The 21263-nt window shown below is 46.8% G+C and carries 9 protein-coding genes; 1 reads left to right on the forward strand and 8 read right to left on the reverse strand.

The features are described 5' to 3' along the window. Positions 1–10 precede the first annotated feature (10 nt). The 8 genes from E0E47_RS10575 to E0E47_RS10605 form a co-directional block, all read right to left on the reverse strand. Complete coding sequence (locus tag E0E47_RS10575) at positions 11–1582, reverse strand: fasciclin domain-containing protein (RefSeq protein ID WP_130893632.1); 1572 nt, start codon at positions 1580–1582, stop codon at positions 11–13. Between the two features lie 25 nt (positions 1583–1607). Continuing rightward, positions 1608–3479 carry a fasciclin domain-containing protein gene (locus E0E47_RS10580; RefSeq protein ID WP_130893633.1) on the reverse strand — a complete coding sequence of 624 codons (1872 nt, stop codon included), beginning with the start codon at positions 3477–3479 and terminating at the stop codon, positions 1608–1610. A gap of 5 nt (positions 3480–3484) precedes the next feature. Continuing rightward, positions 3485–5047, reverse strand: coding sequence for a RagB/SusD family nutrient uptake outer membrane protein (locus tag E0E47_RS10585; RefSeq protein ID WP_130893634.1), 1563 nt, complete (start codon positions 5045–5047; stop codon positions 3485–3487). Positions 5048–5067: 20 nt separating this feature from the next. Then, positions 5068–8385 carry a SusC/RagA family TonB-linked outer membrane protein gene (locus E0E47_RS10590; RefSeq protein ID WP_130893635.1) on the reverse strand — a complete coding sequence of 1106 codons (3318 nt, stop codon included), beginning with the start codon at positions 8383–8385 and terminating at the stop codon, positions 5068–5070. Between the two features lie 22 nt (positions 8386–8407). Continuing rightward, entirely contained in the window at positions 8408–11029 is a 2622-nt protein-coding gene (locus E0E47_RS10595; RefSeq protein ID WP_130893636.1) for a fasciclin domain-containing protein, read from the reverse strand. Between the two features lie 421 nt (positions 11030–11450). After that, entirely contained in the window at positions 11451–11588 is a 138-nt protein-coding gene (locus tag E0E47_RS17335; RefSeq protein WP_157183528.1) for a hypothetical protein, read from the reverse strand. Positions 11589–12110: 522 nt separating this feature from the next. Continuing rightward, a complete protein-coding gene (locus E0E47_RS10600; protein WP_130893637.1) occupies positions 12111–14336 on the reverse strand; it encodes a GH92 family glycosyl hydrolase in 2226 nt (741 codons plus the stop codon). After that, entirely contained in the window at positions 14336–16732 is a 2397-nt protein-coding gene (locus tag E0E47_RS10605; RefSeq protein ID WP_130893638.1) for a glycoside hydrolase family 95 protein, read from the reverse strand. The genes E0E47_RS10600 and E0E47_RS10605 overlap by 1 nt, the downstream gene beginning before the upstream one ends. A 311-nt stretch (positions 16733–17043) precedes the next feature. Here E0E47_RS10605 and E0E47_RS10610 point away from each other — a divergent pair, with 311 nt between their 5' ends. Continuing rightward, positions 17044–21117: a two-component regulator propeller domain-containing protein gene (locus E0E47_RS10610; RefSeq protein ID WP_232038412.1), complete on the forward strand. Its 4074-nt coding sequence runs from the start codon at positions 17044–17046 to the stop codon at positions 21115–21117. Positions 21118–21263 lie beyond the last annotated feature (146 nt).

Genomic DNA, 21263 nt, shown 5'->3' on the forward strand with positions numbered 1-21263 from the left:
GATTAACAAATCAAGGTACAGGCACGAAACGAATCCGGTCGACACGGAAACGGCGACGATACTTCACATTCACTTCCGGAGCTTTCACATTGGTACGGATACGGAATGTCGTACGTACTTTCACATCGTCCGTGGAATTATCCTCATCCATGAACCACATACCATCATAATAATTGGCTGCGGGCAGTTCCAATGCTTCCCAAACTTTCAAAGTCTTCACTTTGTTGTCGCCTACACTGTCTCCTCCGATAATCAAATCCGGATCGTCATCATCGTCACGCGAGATATTGGCAGTACCATTCTTGTCAGCGCGCGGATAAACCAATCGGAACTCCAACCGCGTTTTTTCCTCGGCCAAAGCGACTCCGTCAATGACGGGGGGAACAAAATCCACATATACGTCGTATTTACCGGCCAAAATCTGAGGTATCTCAAAAGTAACTTCCGCTGTTCCCGTAGCATTGGTCACCTCCAGATAACTATTGTTGCTCACACCCTGCACGGCACTGTTGGCATCCGTATTGCGCACATAGGCACTTGTACTGGTACTCGTAGTACGACCGTTCAAATACTCGGCTTCCACTAAAATTTCTTTATTCCATGTACAAGTGTCATCTAAAACCAAATCTCCTTTCGCCAAGTACATCAACCCGTTGGAACCATCCAGTTTCGTATAAGGCGCAAAATAACGGCCTGTCTGATAAATCACATTTCCCGTAACTGTCACCAAAGAATCCTTTGATGCCGGGTCATCAACCCTTCCCCTGAATGTCAAACCGTTCAGGATAGCCTGCCCCGTCTGTACATCACGAATCGAATCAGCCACAGCCTCGTCCGCATTATACGTCGTAAAATAAGGACTGATATGAGCATAGGCTCTGTCCCAAGCTTCGTTGTCCGGCAGAATCATGGTATAAAGCGAGTCTTCATCATCAATATGGCCAATACCATAATAATAATTATAAAGCATCGGATTGTAATCCACAAACACCGAATCCGTTCCGACGCTGGCTGATGCATCATACCTCTTTTCTATAAAACGGTTGATGAACTCATACACCTTGGAATATTCAGGATAAACGGACATATATTCATAGAAATTATAACGGTAAGGAATGGTGTCGCTCAGTTTGTGCAGAATACCATTAACCGCCCGCTCATTACCTTCCTCCAAAGCCGTCCCATTGAAAGAACCCGTCCCGTCATACGCCATACGTTTACCGTTTAACATATAGATGTACTTCCCCGGCTGAGTGGAAGTAGGGTTGCTGTAACGGGCGATATGATTACTTACCAGGCGTTCCAATGCAGCACGGTCTGTCATGTCTACATTCGCCAAGGCCTCGTTTACCGGCGCCCACACAGTATAAGTCTGGTTGGATGCAAGCAAGCTATCCGCCCCCGTCTTTTCCACTATTTGGGCGAAAGTACTCAACGACGCGTCATTACGGAGCAAATCCATCAGGCTGACCTGAGGCACACTACCATTCAAGTCGTAATGCGCATCCCACTCGTCGTTACAGGAAACAAACAACGCCGCCCCCGATAACAAACAGATGATTCCTTTATTTATTTGTTTCATTTGTTCTTACTTAAAAAGTCCAACATTAGTAACGATCCTCATCACGAATCATATCCACAGGGATTAACTCGAAATAGTCGATAGAAAATTCACGGCCGGAGAAATCCACGTTACGAGCACGCAATTTATGCTCCCCGTAATCAGTGAAACGATATTGCCCTACAATATAACGCAAAGATTTATAAAAATCCCTCAACAATATATTCCCATTAAGAAGGAAGCAAGAGGCCGGACCTTTCATATATCCCAAATTGCGCATCATTTTGTCTACCTCAATACCACCATCGGCTGTCTCAGCATCAGCAACCCAACCTGCACGTGGATCTCCCTCCACATCACCAATCTTCAAATCAACCGGTGTTCCGGCCAAATTTCCATCCACGAAAATCTGACCCATTCCACGCCAACCTTCAGCATTATAACCTATACGCAATTCCCAATTACCCGGTGGAACAGGCAAAAGACGCAAGGTAAAATCATAGCCCTTCTTCATATTGATTTCATCAACCTGAAAAGAAGCCCATCCACGGCTACCCCATAAAAGACAATCACTGGCTTCATTATACGTAAAATACTCCCCACAATAATCCGGAGTTATCGTATAACCGTTCGCATCAGGAATATCGACATTGTTCCAACGGATATTATTGTTGGTAAGCTGAGGGGGAATGGAATAGGCATCAAAACGGAGACGCTTATGCAACACATCATTATTCATCACCTCCTCGTCATACACCAACATGTCTGTAATGGTATGGATAAAGCCGTTCACAGCATCAATATTACTGTTTTTCTCATCAATACCTACATAATGCCCGTTTTTCTGCAAATTAATCTTATTGCCTATCTTGATTTCCATAATCCGATAAGTGTACATCGTCTCATAATATTCTGCCCAATAACCTTCCGAGCCTTGCGCGATACATTCGGCCGGAGTATCGAATACCATATTATTAGTAGCCATTTGGCGGTTCAATAAATGATAGGCAACAAAACGATTCAAGGGATTATTCTTACTTTCGTAATTTCCCAAATCCTCTGAACCATAATAGGTCCGTGCATAATTCTCCAAACTACTCAGGATTTCGTCCTTTGTACTTCCATCAATACCATTTTCATTTAATAACTCATCCGGCTCGCAAAACATCGTATATCCATACCGGAGGCTCGTAGGCACTTTCATAGTATAGCCTGATAATTGTACAACATCCGCCCCGAACGTATTCACATAGCTTTCGTCATAAAGCTTTTCCATTTCCTTATACCATCCGGAAGCCTCGTAAGCCGTTGCCCAAATCGTAAACTTATCATTATTCTGGAGTACCTCCAATAGAGATAATTCTGACGGTTCAATAACCTTATCCACCACATGAATCACTCCATTATGTACCTCCTGATCCAATGTGGTAACTTTAGATTTATCATTCACCCAAATTACGCGCCTCCCCTCATCATCATTTGTGAAAGAAAGAATAAGATAACGTTCCGCCAAAGTCATACTCGTAAGCGACCCGGCAATAAAATCCTGCGAAGTGTACTCAGCATTGCCACGAATCACGCAATTATAGACAACCCGTTGAGCCTCTTCGGCTGTCAATTCATCCAACGTCTTACCTTTCTCCTCCAAATAAGCGGCAATGGCGTCATTATTGGGCACAAAACAAGTATAATGGCCATAAACCTCCAATAAGGCATCTGCCCCACACTTGGTTATCAATTGGTAAAAGTCCGACAATTCGGGAGCGTTCTGGCAAAACGAAGCCACCGTCTCCCCCTTAAACGTGTACATGGCATCAGCATCGATATCATCGCTATCGCAAGACACCTGTACGCCTGAGAGGCATAAGACCGCTACCGACCACAGCCCCCACTTGAATAATCTATGTATATTGTTCATAATCGTCAATTTTTAGAAATATCATCCGAAGTCTCATAAAATGGATTCTGTTCCAACAGTTGGTTCAAACGCAACTCATCTTGATGAATGGGCATATAAATGGCATTGATGTCATTTATCTTGCTCATTACCGTACTTTGGCTTAAATTCATCCCCGATGTGTATTTCCGTAAAATATAATCATTAACCACATTTGTTGCAGTTTGTTCACGACGCATCCGACGCACAAGGTCAAAATAACGTTTACCTTCGAACAGGAATTCCCGTTGGCGTTCATCCAACACCAAATCACGTATTGTGGCTTGAGGAGTAGAAGCCGTATATTGGTTCTTCAAACTTCCGGCATCCAAATTAGGATGTGCCCGGTCGTAAGTATAAGACACCATATCCACAGCTCCTACGACATCACCAAGCTCTGCCAAAGCTTCAGCTTTCATCAAATATGCATCGGCCAAACGATAAATAATCCAATTGCCTTCCCCATTGAGATAGGAATTGAAATCAGAAAATCTGATGTCTTCATAATCCGTGCTATATGTGGCATACACATATTTCTCGATATAATAAGTACCGGAATTCTCCGCATAAGCACCTATACGACGCATATCGACTCCATTCCACCATTCCGCACCATTTGCTGTTTCCAGACTAAAGGCAGACAACAAACACGAATGGTTGTTGTCCCCATAAAATGTACGCACGGCCGAGTTCTGCGTATTATTATCATACTGAAGCTCCCAGATGCTTTCATCCGAGTTTCCCACAAAAAACACAGAGTTAAAATAAGAGGCGGCTGGCAATAGCGACAAAGGATTAGTCGTTGTAGTCAGAATCTTATCACAATAGTCCACACATTGTTGATAATCCCCCTTCCATAGACTCATGTCGGCAATCAAAGCCCAAATAGCCTTCTGCGTCACCCGTCCACGGGTATAGGCCGTGTTTTCACCATATTCTGTCACGGCCACATTTTCTACAGTCTTTAAGTCACGAATCAAAGTATCCAAGACATTCTCAAACGGAGTTTGTCCGACTTGAAATCTTTGCGTGTCGTCCACATAAGGCGTTTCCATATAAGGTATGTCCTTAAACGTGCGTGCCAACGTAAAATAACAGAAAGCACGGATAGCCTTGGCTTCTGCCAAATAGTGGTTCAAGTCTTCCTCCGTAAAGTCCGCATCTCGTTCCCTCACCATTGGTGCGTTTTGAATCACCGTATTACAATAGTTGATGACCGTATAAAAATCATTCCACTTGCAATAGCTGTTGGCCTCGTTCAGGTTAGCATTCAGGATATAACCGATTTCTGTATCTGTTGACGTTCCATCAATCACATTATCAGAACGTAATTCACCCCATACAACCAAACGGCGCATGAAGCCGTCTTCCAACATAGCCCTATAACAGGCCCCCACGGCACTTTTCACGTCTTGCTCATCTTTCCAAAAGTCCTCGGCCACCATCTCGGACTGCGGCATAATGCCAAACCAGTCATCACAGGAAGCCGTGACACCCAAGAAAGGCAAACTTAGGAAGAAGACACCTATTTTATATATATACTTTTTCATCTCACATTTATTTTTAAAGGTTAAATACCTACGGTCAGGCCAAATGTAAAGTAGCGTGAACGCGGTGTACGATTCTTGTCCTCGCTCACCCCGATATTGTTCGGTGAAATTTCAGGATCTGCACCGGTATATTTAGTTATTGTAAACATGTTGTTCAATGTCAAGGAAAGATTGAGAGTATTCAGATGTGCCTTTTTCAACAACTTCGGATCGAAAGAGTAATTCAATGTCAATTGCTTCAAACGTAGAAAAGAACCATCTTCTACAAAGCGATCACTACCCAACCAGTTATATCCACTCTGGAAAAGAGCACGCGGGATTTCCGTCATATCCCCATCCTTGCGCCAACGCCAGTTCGTGGACACGGACTGATTCTCCGTGTTGTACATGCTCTCGGAATACATCCGTCCGTAATTAATAATCTTACCCCCCACGCGATAGTTGAAGAACACATTCAAGGAAAGGCGTTTCCAACGGATGGTCGTACCAAAACCACCATCGAATTTCGGGTTGGAGTTACCCAAATACACGATGTCCAATTCGTCTATCGTACCATCATGGTTAATATCTTCATAAATTGCATCTCCCCCACGGAAACGGTATTCATTCGTCGTTCCGTATGCGAAATACATCGGAATGGGGTCACCGGAACCATCCAACACCACATTGCCATTGGCATCACGCACCACCGGTGCCGTGGCATCCGGCTTATCCGGTTGGTAAGTATCGTATTGGTACACGCCCTTATACCGGAAGCCATAAATGGAACCGAAAGAGTTATTCACTTGGAAACGGTTCAAGTAAGACCCGTTCGAGTAGTTGAAGTCCGCATTATAGTTATGCAACACATTCTCATCCAAGTCAATAATGGTGTTCACATAGTTCGAAAAGTTCAAACTTAAATCTACAGACCAATCGCCACGCTTCACCATGTTGTTCGTGCTGAACTCTATTTCCCAACCATCATTGTCCATCGTACCGCCATTGATATAGGATATGGAGCCGAATCCCGTTGAAGACGGGATGGACTGGTCCTTGAACAACAAGTCATCCGTACGACGGTGGTACACGTTCGCCACCAAACGGTAACGCCAGTCGAAAAGGCTCAAGTCCACACCCAAGTTATAAGAAGTAGAACGCTCCCATTTCAAGTCTGTCAACTGCAAAGAGGCCGGTTTGATAGCCGGAATGTCAATGTAACTAGTCCCGAAACTATTGTAACGAGCATAATGCAAGTACTCGTAGTCCGGACGGTTACCGGTCACACCATAACTCAAACGCAAAGCAAACTCATCCATCCAGTCATCCGCAAAATCAAAGAATTTCTCTTCTGAAAGAAGCCATTTCACCGATGCAGAAGGGAAGAAGCCCCAACGGTTACCCGGTCCGAAACGCGTACTGCCATCCCAACGTGCAGTCACATCGAACACGTAACGGTCAAGCAGGAAATAATGCCCTTGTAACATGAAAGCCATATTGCGCCCTTCGCTCCGCTCGCTCTTGAACGTATTCAGATGCCCCAAGTTGGTCACGTCCGTAGCCGAAGTGGAAGCTAGCCCGTAACGTTCAAACTCTTGGTTCCTGGAATTGGCCATGTCCATTTCCCATTTCCCGTAAAGCATCAGGGAATGTGCCTCTGGAAGCTTGGGCTGCCATGTCAAATCATGAGCCGTGTAGATAGAAAAAGCTTCGCTCTCCTTTCCGTATGCCTTGTTCACGCTCCCGTCGTTCCAATTCTTGGATGTCGTCTCACGCGGCAAGAACTTGGTATCCTTGACATTTTCAGAGTCGAATTTGATATAACCCGAGTAACGGAGTTTGGCTTCGCCTGCGGGATCCAAAAAGTCATATTGCAAACGCAAGGTGGGCATGATACGCATGCTTGTCTGTTGATAAGAAGCCAAATTACCGATAGCCACGGGATTACGCAAATTCTTTTGGGCATCATCCAACTGCGAATTTTGCGCTATATTGAAATAAACATCCGTGTTATTTCCATTGGCATCCTGCCGGAAAATCGAAGCATTCGGCATGCGCTTGCGGGCAATGTTCAAAAGATTGTCCTCACCGTAAGGGTCATCCGTATAGTTCTTGTCATTATCCGTATAAGTGATGGAAAAATCCGCTGAAAACATCATCCGCGAACTTACGTTGTAGTCCAAATTCATACGGTTGGAGAAACGGGTCATTTCCTGGCCGATAATGGTACCCGTCTGGTTATAATAACCGAACGAAGCACGGAATTTGGCCTTATCACCACCACCGCTCACCGAAAGGTTGTGGTCGTGGGTAAAACCATGCTTGATGACCTCATCCATCCAATCCGTATTGTTGTTAAAGTTCTCAAAATCCTGAGCCGTTCCGTATGCAGAAATGAACTGTGAACGGTCATAGCTAAACTCTGGGATATTGCAATCTTGTTGGGCACGATTGAAATAAGCCTGTTTCATGAGCATCGTGTAATCATCGCCATTGAGCAATTCCGTACCCTTCGGCTGGGTATAACCTGAAAAACGATAGGAATAGCTTACACGTGTAGGTCCTGTCGCACCCTTCTTTGTCCGGATGTCAATCACACCATTGGCACCGCGGCTTCCCCAAATGGCCGCCGCCGCACCGTCTTTCAAGACTGTGATTTCTTCGATGTCATCCGGACTGATACACAACAAGGAGGCAAACTCTTCCTGGTCGGCCGAAGCGAAGTCGAACGAATCGTCGATATTACTTTCAAAAGGAATACCGTTCAGCAAGATAAGCGGCTGTGAATTGGAATTGATAGAAGTGATACCACGGATACGCATCACCGTGCCACTACCCAAGTCACCCGAATTGGCCACAATATCCAAGCCCGCGATACGTCCTTGCAAGGCATCGTCAATGGAAGGCACGGACACCCCTTCGATGGCTTTCGTATTAAACTTCTGCATCGCACCGGAATATTCCCGCTCGGGAATAGCCAACGCACCGCCACCTGTCACCAACTTAGATGCTTTGACCTGCACTTCTTTCAGCACATTCTGTGTCTCTAATTTCACATCAAACTTCCGTGTCGCCCCAATAGGCAAGGTCTTACGTTTATAACCCACAAACGAAAAGTTCAAAGAATGGGACGGGTCTTTCACCTTTAATGAAAAGTTTCCGTTAAAATCCGTCAGGGCAGATGAATATATACGTCCGTTCTTGTCCTGCTCCACGACGGTGGCTCCGATGAAACCATCAGGTTCATCATCGGCATAAACCTTACCGGTGACAATTACGCCACCGCTTTGGGCATAGGCAGCTCCCCCTAAAAGGAAGAAAGCCAACCACAATACCACTGATTTTATCTTATTTTCCATAACCTATCTGATTATTTTTTTATTAACGATAGTCTACTACATGATCCACAAGGTGGATGACTGCGTGAGAAGAAGCCGTAATTTGCGTAGCTTCCATATAATCGGCATTGTTCACAATATAGTCGCGCGTAAATACATTATAATTATTCTCATCCCCTGTCACCACATGAGCCTGTGTTCCCGTGTTCTCGGAAGTAAACGTCAACTGGTTACCATTTCCCGATACATTCAAGTACACAAAATGGTTGTTTTCATCACGGGCAGCCGTGGCATACGAACCATTATAAGAAATGCCGTCCCCCATGGGAAGGATACCGTCCACGAAATGGTAACGCAGGAAGTTCAGCAAGTAAAGCGTCTTTGCTTTTTTCTTGGCCGGATCGGTTTCAGCCGCAATCCGCTCCCAAGTCCATAATTCCGGGTCTTCGGCAAAAGCCTTGTCCAAGGCTTCTTTAGTGGGAACCAATACCGTATAACGGAAGTTGTTGAACGAAGTAACAATAGGACCAAGCCCAGATGAAGAAGTCGTTACATCCAAATCAAAAATAGGCTCCACGTCCTCATCCTCTTCAAAATAAGCCCATACGCGTTCGTCGCCCTGCAGCAATTGATAGAAAGCCGCATAGGCCTCGTGCGTCTCAGCATCAGCCATCGTGTAATACACCGACTTATAAGAATCCTGCAAAATACGATTAATCAAGAAAGTACGTCCATTTGACATTTCATACCGCCCAGTACTGCCATCGCCCATTGTCACCACACTGGCCGGCGATTGTCCTAACTCCATATCACCGGTTCCGTTTATTTTCATTCCCTCAGCCACACCTTCCGATTTCAATACGGCACCACCCTTGGTCAGGAAATAAGATTGTGTTCCTCCATCCACATAAGCAGAAAGCGGCTCTGTTTCATCGTCAGCAACAACAATATGCAAATCCAAAATATCCTGCAAGCGGTCATTTACCAGACTACGCTCATCACCAGTCTCGTCATCCAATGTACGTAGAAACGCTCCTTTAGAACCGTCTTCATTAGCCAGATACACATCTGCCACAACTCTTCCCATGTATACTCGGAACGACCATATTTCGCGTTCCCCTCGGCCTTCGTTTTCATAAATAGCCCATGTAATAGGATCACGGTAATACTGCAATGCACAATCTGTCGGAACCAATAAATTATAACGGTTGTCCAATGAACGGAGATAAAAATGATATTTTAAATTATAGTCATTATCCACATCATTCTTAATGGCCGGAGACATGATACTGGTAGAATCAGAAATCAACACTGGCGCATATACGCACTTGTAATCTACAGGAGCAAAGACCTTATTGGTCACATAAATCAAGCCATTGTTTGCCGGAATCGTCTTCACGATATCGTTCTCTGTGACCCCTAATTCATATCCCGCATTATCGGCTAAAATACGCCAATTGTGTGGCAACGCTCCGTTAAAAGAACGTTGTTGGTGATTCTGCAAAAAGGCAGAAATCACAGTCGTGTACACGCTATCCCACTGTGGGAACTTATCCGAAAGGAACTTGCCTTCTTCCGACTCCCAATATTCTTTCATGGCCTCATCCGTAGGCACAAACATCAAACCCATGTCTGTATTACCACCAAAGGAATGTGATGCCGGATCATAAAGCAACGTACCATAACCATTAATATCTACCTTGCCTTCAGGATCGGAATTAAAATCGTTCTGATTGAAATACCGCTTGATGAACACGGCAGAATCCTCTGCCAAAGCTCCACCATACGTCGCAGATAAATTGGAATGAACCCCACCATCATAATAAGGAAAAGAAAACATATCCAACAATTCGGCAAATTGCGACACTTCCGGTGTAGAAGTAATGACTTCTGCCATATTAGGTAATGGAGTCACTACTCCATCAGCCAAGTGCAAATAACCGTTCTTACACGTCACATCCTTGTTTGTACCTTGTACGTGTATTCCATTTACATAAAAACCACTCTTATCCCAAGGCATATTCCACCCCTTGGCAATCACATTCCAATCCGACTCCGTCAAACCGATAGTAGAAAAGAATTGCGGAGTAAAGAAGACAGACATACGATCTCCATTATCAGCCAAATAAGTCCCTCCTTTTTTCGCGAAACGTTTCCAAAAACTAGTCTTTGGCATATTGTCATAAGAAAGATAAGGCACCGTATCTAAATACGTTGCAGAAGAGACACGACGCACAGCCGTACCCTCCCCCAATCCATCTGCACCAGATGTGATATTTGCCAACATATTGCTCAAATATGCCATGTTAAGCATTGTGGAATTGAACAAATAGCGTTTCTGCGAAGCCGGAAGATTATGTACGAAATCTGCCCCGCCGCCATGCATTCCATTTTCACGGAAATAATCGGCAAAAGCCTCATCGGTAGCAGGAAACAGAGTCTTGCTACCCGTGCGGCGCAATGTCTCTTCATAACCCAAGTCTTTCACGAGTGCCAAATAGCTCGTGTACTGACCGCTTTTCTCCAAATACTCGTAGATATTCTCACCCAACCAAGCAGGAGCCTCGTCATCATAGATGTAGTCATCCTTGCACGAACTGAACAAAGACAAGCACACCGCAGCGCAAAGGCAAGCGTTCAGGTTATTCATCTTATGTTTTCTCATATCTTATTAATTAATAAACTGCTCATTTAAGGAAAGTCTGGATTGCCATAAATAGGCCTTCTGACATATAGCGTACAACCCACATGGTATTGCATTTAGCACTCAGACACAATAAAGATGTCAAGGAGTTCCATGATATTATTTTTAACAATCCGACAATGCCACAGCACGTACCTTTTCCTTTTTATCCTGATACAAAAGTAAGCACAAAGAAGCCATACAGAAGACAAAAATGCGTCAAAAAACGAAATTCATGCTTCAAAATAGGCTGAAAAACACAATAACGCACGTTTTTACCATTTTCTCACGCAACAAAGACTGTTAACTTCCCCAAGCATTAACGTTAAGTGTTTTTTCAACACTTTATAACACCTCCAAACCGAGATTTCTGTATTCTTAACACTCACAAGGAAGCACCGGATTAACGCCAACCACACAACCACAGGACACGACCTTGGCCGTCGCCTCCAGACATAAAGTCAAAATGTAACTTCTGCCCCATCGAGAATCCGATATTTCCGCCCGACACCAAGGCCAGACGGAAATATCGGATTCTCACGCATCGGGATTTTATCATTTTGAAAAGGAGAAGGAAGAAGCGGCGACATTCCGCAATGGACAAAATCCTGTTTGTCCGTACACGAAAAAAACAATGAAAGCATTCTATCGCTTCCACGAACATTTTGCACTCCGTTTTTCAAGGATTTTTTTGGCCAAATAGAAGAAAAAAGCAAGGATACCCCAACCAGAATCTCCTTTTCCTTCACAAAAACATCATCTCTTGCGGCAGACATCCCCAAATTGTGCGGCAAATGATTTTTCGCTTTGCTCCAAATGAAAAATCGCTTGCCGCAAGAAAAACACTTAAAATGAGGAAAAGGAAGGAAAAACGGGATTTTTCACCACTGATTTCCGTATCAGGCCAATATATTTCCGCCTAAATCAGCGTCTCCAAAAAGATTAGAAAGACCTTTCTGCTAACTTTCCGGCATAGAAAAGCCGCATCCTGTTGCAAAAAGACAGGATACGGCTTTTTACCACCTTGGCTGCACCCTGCACGGAAACAGCCGACATCACGGCATTACCGCAAATCCAAAATCTTGCCTTTGGGCTTGGCCGTCAACTCAAACTCCAACGTGCCCCCCTTCATGATGTCTGCATGCTTCAGCACATAACCGTCCAGTTTACGCCCGTTCAACCTTATGGACTTCACATAGACCGCGCCAACCCCGCCCTTACGCTTCACAACGATGGCGAACTTCTTTCCACCGGGCAGCATGATTTCCGCATGGTCCACCGTGGGGCTTCCTATCACATACTCTCCCGATGCCGGGTTTACCGGATAGAAACCGAGGGCAGAGAAGACATACCAGGCCGACATCTCGCCGCAGTCGTCGTTGCCCGCATAACCGGAAGAAGAAGTGTTGTACAAGGTACGTTTGATATGGTCCACCAACTGTTGGGTCTTGGCCGGTTGGCCGGCCATGGCATAAAGATAGGCCACGTGATGGCTAGGTTCATTGCCATGGGCATACAGGCCTACGAAACCGGAAGCATTATCGTTTTTCTCTCCACTCGTCTGGTCGGAAGTAAAGAACTCGTCCAACCGCTTGCAGAAAGCGTCTTCACCACCCGTCAGTCCAATCAAATCCGGAATGTTTTGCGGCACATACCAATAATATTGCCATCCGTTCCCTTCCGTAAAAGGATATCCCCCGTTTGCCCCATATTTATAGGGGTCGAAAGGCAATATCCATTCGCCCTTACTGTTTTTGGGTTGGAAGAATTTCGTCTCGGGATGATGCAGGTTGCGGTAGTAGGCCGAACGCTTCATAAAGAACTCATAGTCCTTGGCCTTATTCAAATGCTTGGCCAACTGCGCCGCACACCAGTCGTCGAAGCTCTGTTCCAAGGTGATAGACACCGATTGCGTCTGCAAGTCCTCCGGCATGTAACCGTATTGGTCCCAAATCTCGAAAGGGGAATTGAGATGGGGAGTCGTCAGACTCATTTTCACGGCTTCATACGCTTTGTCCACGTCGATGCCCGGCAGCCCTTTCAAGATGGCATCTGCCACAACGGGCACGGCATGGTTACCAATCATGCAATAATTGTCCTGCCCCCACAACTGCCAAACCGGCAGATACCCGTAATAGTCATATTGGCGTATCATGCTGTTCACAAAATCCGTGGAGCGTTCCGGTTCCAACATCGTATAAAGCGGATGGGCGGCACGGAAAGTATCCCACAAAGAAAAAGTGCTGTAATGTACCTGTCCCACGGGCAGACGGCGCACGGAATAATCCGCAGCCATATACTCCCCATTCGCGTCGGACATCACATTCGGCTGAATCATAGTATGGTAGAGTGCCGTATAGAATATCTCCTTCTCATGCTCCCCGCTCTCTACCTGCATTTTCCCAAGCTCCTTGTTCCAAGCTTCGTATGCCTGCGACTTGATGGCATCGAAAGATTTTCCGTCGGCCTCCGTACGCAGGTTCAGACGGGCATTCTCTATCGAGACCGGCGAGATGGCCAGTTTGCATTCCACCACGTCCTGCCGTCCGAAATCGAAGACAGCCTTAAGGTTCGTGCCGTTCACCACCGCGATGTTCCGGTGCGTCCGGTTGTCGTTCATCATCTCCGAAGCCACGATGGGTTGGGAGAATTCCGCATAGAAGTAGATTTTACGCAATTTACCCCAACCGGTGATGATGCGGTAACCCTCGATGGCCGACGGTCCTACCTGCCGTATCTGCGCATTGATGACGCGCCGTCCCCAACTGCCTTTGTTGGCCGAGTGGTCCAAGTCGAGAAATACCTTGGAGGCTTTCTCCTTATTATAATAGGTATAGCGGTGTACGCCTACACGCCCGGTGGCCGTCAGCTCGGCATTGATGCTGTCGTCCTGCAACAGCACACGGTAATAGCCCGGCACGGCATCCTCCTTCTCGTGCGTGAACCTCGACTCCTTGCGGTTCTCGTTCATGGGGAGCATGAGGATGTCGATGAAATCCGAAGCACCCGTCCCGCTCAACCGCGTATGCGAGAAGCCGAAAATCGTCTTGTCGTTATAGTCATATCCCGAAGCCTGCCCCCAGTCCGGCGCTTCGCGGGTATCCGGCGAGAGCTGCACCATCCCGAAAGGTACGGTGGCACCCGGATAATTGTTTCCACTCAGGCTCTGCGCCACCGCGCCCGTTCCGATAAAAGGATCCACATAACGGGCCACGTCTTGCGCCGAAACGGCATGCCCCAATCCGCAGAGGGCCAAAGCCCACAAATATTGTTTCTTCATGATTTCCATTATTTAAGTTCTATCACATCACCTTTTTTCAAATAAGCCACCACGCAACGGTCCCCGTCCAAGTTGGGCACCCACTTTTTCCCATTCAGGCGGATTGCATAATCCTTTCCCTCGGGCACTTGCAGGCGGAACAGGTTGTCCGCCGTGGCCTTCAACGAGGCTTTCACCACCCGGCTGTCTTTCCATTCTGCCGACACTTCGGCACCACCTTTCACGCAAAGTCCGGAGAAGCTGCCGTCCTTCCATTCTGTTGGCAAACAGGGCAATATCTCCACATAACCTTCGTGCGCCTGCACCAGCATTTCGGCCAGTCCGGCGGCACCGGCAGCGTTCCCGTCGAAGATGAACACGTCAAAAGGCGCACCGGCAATGCCTTCCGGAGATATGGTCAGCAAGTTTTCACGCGCAAAATCGGTCAGCAAGATGTTCAGGCTCTCTTCTGCCTTGGCCGCATCTTTCAGGCGGGCATAGAAGCATACCATGTTGGCCCGGCTCCATTCCGTGTCCTCCCACCCCTCGGCAGCCAACCGGTGTTCTATGGTGGTGCGCACGGCTTCCGTCAACTCCGGGTCTTTCCCGTTTGTAATCTGGGAGTAAGGATAATAAGCCAACAGGTGTGAGGTATGGCGGTGGTTGGGATGCGCCTCTTCATAGTCCTCATACCATTCGCACAAACCTCCGTAACTGTTGACACGGAACGGAGGGAATTTGGCCAAAGCCAGGCGCAGGGAGTCGGCAAAATCCTTGTCCACGCCCAAAATGTCGGAAGCCTGCACGCAGGCCGACATGATTTCATGGGCCAACACTCGGTCGCAGGTCGTCATCATGGACGCTCCAAGCTCCCACCCCTGATAGCGGAAAGAATTTTCGGGAGACACGCAGGGGCCTGTCACCATATAGCCCGTGTTGGGGTCTTCCACCATGTAATCCAACAGGAACTCGGCATTGCCTTTCAACAAAGGATAGGCCGTGCGGCGCAAGTAATCCTTATCCAACGTGTACTCATATTGCGTCCATAAATGGGTCGCCATCCAAGAACCGGCCAACGGGAACAGTCCCCAGCCCATTCCTTCTGAGGGAGCCGTGAACCCCCAAACGTTCGCCACGGTATGTGCCGTCCAACCCTTGCAGCCGTAAACCGTGCGGACGGTCTTGGCACCGTGGCGGGCCAAGTCGGCGATGTAGGTGAACAGCGGGGCATTGCACTCGGCCAAGTTGCCGACATTGGCTAGCCAATAGTTTTGTTCCGTATTGATATCCAAATGGTAATCGCTTGTCCAACACATGTTGCAAGCCAAGTTATCATTGAAGAAACCTTGCAGGGCAATGGGCAACGGCGAGTTTTCACGCGAAGAAGCAATGGTCAGGTAACGACCGTATTGGAAGAACAGGGCCTGCAAGCCGGCATCTTTGTTTCCTTCGCAAAGGGCCTTCCATCTGCGGTCCACCGGAACGGATTTTTTGGAATCGTCGGCCAATTTCAATGACACGCGGGCAAACAACGGCGCATAATCCGCCACATGCTCCTCCTTCATCGTCTCGAACGGACGGGCAATGGCTTCCCCTACAGTCTTCTCGCACAATGACGCATATTGCCCGTTCTTGTAATCGGTACGCACGTCGGCCACGATGGTCACGGCATCCGCATGCTTCACGCGCACCGTCTCTCCCGCAGCTTCCACCTCGCCGTTGTCTACCTTCACCACGACACGTCCCTGGAATTTCACACCTCCCGTCCCCAATTTAGGAAACAAAGCCTGCCCGTCGAACACCAACAGGTTTCCTTCCGTGCGCACCTGGGCCGCCGTAATCATCTTCATCCTCATATCAAAAGAAACGGACTGTTTCTTGTCCGCAGTAAAGTGCATCACTACGGCATCTTGGGGGTTGGAGGAGATAAACTCACGTTTGTACTTCGTCCCTCCTTTCTTAAAAGAAACCGTCACCACGGCATTCGTCAGGTCCAACTCACGGCGATAGTCCTCCACGCCTCCCTCTTTTCCGGTATAATCAAACTTGATTTTCAAATCTCCAATCGGCAAATGGGTGCCGAAAGAATGCGGCGTTCCCACCAGTTCGCGGCCGGCAATCCCGTTCCCTTCTATCAGTTTGCCCGCAAAAAACAACTCCCTCAGACTGTCCAACCGTGCCCGCCCGAAAGGCTTCTCCTGATTCGGGTCATATTCCCCGGCCCACATGCTGGACTCGTTCAGTGCCACCGTCTCTTCGTCTACACCACCAAAGACCATGGCTCCCACGCGGCCGTTACCGACGGGCAGGGACTTCATCCATTCATCCGCAGGAGCATCATACCATAAACTTGTTTCCTGGGCGGGCAACTGCAATACAGGCACACACGACAGGAAACCCAAAATAAATCTCAGTTTCTTTTTCATATCATCGGATTGTTTAGTATTCACAAAAATACGCACTTCCTCTTAACATAAGCCGCACCTGTATTTCTTATTTTAATAGAAATAGCTCCAAAAACATAGAATAAAGCATGATTTACAATGTTTGAAGCATTTATTTCAATCTTCATCACTTTTTGCCACGTCCTCCGGCATCCGTTTTCTTTCGCTCTTCCTACAGCCCTTGTTTGCCCACACAACAGGCTCCGATAGAAATAAAGCCACAAAATCTGCTATTTTTATCAGGTTTAATCCATATTTTTACTAATTTTGCAAAAAGTCTAATCACATATATCATGAAAAGGACCCTATTTTTATTATACACCCTTTGCTTGTTTTGCATAACACCTGCGTATTCGCAAGACCCGCAAGGGTATTCTTTCATGCACATCAACAGCGAGACCGGATTGTCGCAAAGCAATGTAAAAGCCATCATACAAGACAGCTATGGCTTTATATGGTTTGGAACTAAAAACGGCCTGAACCGTTACGACGGGCAGCGGGTCGTTCAATTCGACTGCAACGACTATGCCCGTCAGCGTAGCAACCAGAATATTTCAACCCTATTCGAAGACGACCGGCACATCCTATGGATAGGTACCGACGAAGGAGTCTTCCGGTACGATCCGGCGGCCGACGTATTTACGTTCCTGGATGCTCAAACCGATAAAGGGGAGACCATCACCACCTGGATTTCCACCATATTAAAAGATGAGAAAGGAAACATCTGGATATGTGCCCCAAGCCAAGGCGTGTTCCGTTACGACGAAAAGAAACTTTACCGCTACTCCGATTTTCCCAACGGGTCTTATCCCCATAATATCTGCATCTGCGACAATGGGGACATTTATGCCGTGTCATGGTATACCGGACTTCTTAAATATGATGCCCACAACCAGAACTTCGTCCAAATAAAAGAAGACGCAAAGGGACGCTCGTTGCTGAACATGGAAATCAACACGCTGAGCCAACAAGGAGATTTCTTGATTATGAGCATACAAAACGGCGACCTAAAAAAATACAACATCCGGAAAAGCATTTTGGAAGACATTACATTACAAAGCCTGCGACATACCTTCACACGGTTCGCCACCGTATATGGAGATGAGATTTATGCCGGCACGTACGACGGCTTATATGTCATCAATGAAAAGGCACGCTCCGTCAAGCACTTCAGCCAAGACCTGCTCAACCCTTCCGGCCTGGCCGACAATATCGTGTATTCCGCCTACCGCGACCGCGAAGGAGGGTTGTGGATCGGTACGATGTACGGCGGAGTCAACTATTTGCCCAACAATACCTTCGCTTTCCGGAAGTATCTGCCCGGTTATCAGGAAAGTTCCCTGTCCAGCAAGAGAATCCGTGAACTGGCCGAGGACGGGCGTGGAAACCTTTGGATAGGGACAGAAGACGCAGGCATTAATGTCATGTCACTCAGCGACCGCAAAATTTGGCGTTATCCCCTCCCCCAGGCCAACTTCAACACCCACATAACGATCGTAGTCAGTGCTTACGGCGACAACATATATTGCAGTCTTTACAAAGACGGGTTGGTGGTCATCGATGACAAAGGCAAATCGACATTCTATAACTACAATGAACTTCACGTAGGCTCTGGCGGATGCAGCATTTACGCGCTTTATATGGACCGTGAAGGAACGCTTTGGGCCGGTTCTGACTTCGGTGTATTCTATGCTCCCAAAGGAACCTTTAAATTCATAGCCCTCCCGGAACTGAAAGACCAATGGGTGTTCGACATCTTGCAGGAAAAGAACGGAACGTTCTGGTTTGCCACGATGGGAAAAGGCGCATGGAAGTACAATCCCCAGGACAATACATTCAAACATTATACGAATAAGGACGGGACTTCCGACAAGACCCCATCCCAATCTATCAGTTCCAATTCCATCAGTTCGCTGATGCAGGACAGTAAAGGGAATGTCTGGTTATCCACCGACCGGGGTGGCCTTTGCCGTTACAATCCGAAGGAAGACAACTTCACAAGGTTTTCTGTGGAAGAAGGCATGCCGGACAACGTAGCCTACAAAGTATTGGAAGACGACTACGGGTATCTATGGTTCGGAACCAACAGGGGATTGGTCCGCTTTAAACCCGAAACGAAAGAAATCCGCGTCTTCACCGTACACGACGGCCTGTGCGGTAATCAATTCAATTATAAGTCAGCGGTAAAAGGCAGTGACGGCAATTTCTATTTCGGCAGTATAGAAGGCTTGATTTCCTTTAATCCTAATATCAAGGAACAGACAGCCCCCGTACCTCCCATTTACATCACGCGCTTCTCCATCTTCAATGAAGAAGTGACGGTGCACACGCCCGGTTCTCCTCTCAAACAGAGCATCATCGGGACGGATAAGATAGTATTGCCTTACAATCAGGCCAATATCAGCCTTGACATAGCTTTGCTGTCCTATTCGACTTCGCAGACCAATGAATACTTCTATAAACTGGAACCTGTCGACAAACAATGGATACGTACGAGAACAGAAAACAGTATATCCTACGCCAATCTGTCACCGGGCAAGTATATCCTGCACCTACGTGCCACCACGAACGGAGGCACACCGGAAAGCACCCAATATGCGACCCGTTCGCTGACCATAGTCATCTTACCGCCTTGGTATGCTTCCACATGGGCATACATCATTTATGCCTTATTGGGAATTTGTGCGTTCGGCGGTTGGTTCTACTGGTACCGGAAACACAAGAACGAACAATTCTCCGAACAACAGAAACTGTTTGAAATAGAAAAGGAGAAAGAACTCAATCAGAACAAGGTAGAGTTCTTCACGGAAATAGCACATGAAATCCGCACCCCGTTGACCCTAATCAACGGGCCGTTGGAAATCATACAGGAAATGCACATTCAGGACGAGAAACTGAACAAGAACCTGAATGTCATTGCCACCAATACCAAACGGTTGCTTAACTTGGCTTCGCAGTTGCTCGACTTCCAAAAGATGGGTGCCAATAAACTGACCTTGAATTACGAAGTCGTGAACATATCCGAATTACTGCAAGAGACAGTCAACCGTTTCGAGCCGACTTTCACCCATCAACATAAAGAGCTGAAAGTAGAGAATTTCGAAAACGACATCATCGCTTATATCGACAAAGAAGCCATCACCAAGATACTGAGCAACCTGCTTAATAACGCCTTGAAATACGGCAATGAGCATATTTCGGTCAATTTGAGCAAATATGATGGCAACTTCTCGGTCAGCGTATGCAGCGACGGAGCCAAAATACCCGAAGAGAAAGCAGAGCAGATATTCGAACCGTTCTTCCAAGGGGAAGAGAAAAAGAAAGAAAAACAAGGTGTCGGCATCGGCCTGGCCTTGGCACGCTCTTTGGCTTTGCTGCATAAGGGGACGCTCATGCTCGACACGCGTCAACCCGCCAATACCTTCGTATTGACCATTCCCCTCAATATGGAGGATATGATGGCCAACGGAAACAAACCGTTCAGCCAAGCCGACCTTCCGCTCAACGAAACCACTTCGGCCGACGAAAACACAAAGGGAAACGTCATCCTCATCGTCGAAGACGAAGACAGCATCCGCAATTTCATGAAAGAAAGGCTTTCGCCGCTCTTCATCGTGGAAACGGCATCTAATGGAAAGGACGCGCTCGACACCATACGGAAAGAACACATAGACCTCGTCATCAGCGATGTCATGATGCCGGAAATGAACGGTTATGAACTCTGTACCGCCATCAAGTCGGACATCAACCTATGCCATATCCCTATTATATTCCTTACGGCCAAGAATGATATAGACAGCAAAGTCAAGGGGCTGAAGGTCGGGGCTGAAGCCTACATTGAGAAACCGTTCTCATACGATTATTTAAAGGCACAGATCCTGTCCCTCCTCAATAACCGGCAGAAAGAACGCGAGGCATTCTCCAAACGGCCGTTCTTCCCCGTACAGAACATGCAAATGAGCAAAGAAGACGAAGTATTCATGAACAAGGTCATCGAAGTCATCAATGCCAACATGGAAGACGAAACGTTCAACGTAGAACGTATGGCTGAAGCATTGTGCCTGAGCCGTTCAAGCCTGCTACGTAAAATCAAGACATTGTTCAACATGTCTCCGATAGACTTCATCCGGCTGATTCGCCTTAAGAAAGCAGCCGAGCTTATTCAGGACGGGAAATACCGGGTAGGAGAAATCAGTTACATGGTAGGATTCGGTTCACATTCCTATTTCAGCAAACTTTTCTTCAAACAGTTCGGCATGACACCCAAAGATTTCGAGCAACAAATCGCGAGCACGCGCAGCAAAGTCCGGAACGTACAAGAAATAAATATAGAAGATTTAATTCAAAATAATAGGGCAAATTCATAAAAGAAAGTGGAATGCGTCAAACGTAGTATTTTATGAAGTACTACTTTTGGTCGGATTATTTTTCATCCTTTACATTTGCATGGTTAACTTAATAGTTACGATGCAATCGATGGAAAATAATCCGACTTTTTTATAAGTAGTCACTA

It is taken from the genome of Paraprevotella xylaniphila YIT 11841, from assembly GCF_900683745.1.
In the GTDB taxonomy this organism is placed as follows: Bacteria; Bacteroidota; Bacteroidia; order Bacteroidales; family Bacteroidaceae; genus Paraprevotella; species Paraprevotella xylaniphila.

Bases quoted from the DNA above. Each gene is read 5' to 3' on its own strand.
- E0E47_RS10575 (WP_130893632.1), bottom strand. From the start codon at position 1,582: ATGAAACAAATAAATAAAGGAATCATCTGTTTGTTATCGGGGGCGGCG.
- E0E47_RS10580 (WP_130893633.1), bottom strand. From the start codon at position 3,479: ATGAACAATATACATAGATTATTCAAGTGGGGGCTGTGGTCGGTAGCG.
- E0E47_RS10585 (WP_130893634.1), bottom strand. From the start codon at position 5,047: ATGAAAAAGTATATATATAAAATAGGTGTCTTCTTCCTAAGTTTGCCT.
- E0E47_RS10590 (WP_130893635.1), bottom strand. From the start codon at position 8,385: ATGGAAAATAAGATAAAATCAGTGGTATTGTGGTTGGCTTTCTTCCTT.
- E0E47_RS10595 (WP_130893636.1), bottom strand. From the start codon at position 11,029: ATGAGAAAACATAAGATGAATAACCTGAACGCTTGCCTTTGCGCTGCG.
- E0E47_RS10600 (WP_130893637.1), bottom strand. From the start codon at position 14,336: ATGGAAATCATGAAGAAACAATATTTGTGGGCTTTGGCCCTCTGCGGA.
- E0E47_RS10605 (WP_130893638.1), bottom strand. From the start codon at position 16,732: ATGAAAAAGAAACTGAGATTTATTTTGGGTTTCCTGTCGTGTGTGCCT.
- E0E47_RS10610 (WP_232038412.1), top strand. From the start codon at position 17,044: ATGAAAAGGACCCTATTTTTATTATACACCCTTTGCTTGTTTTGCATA.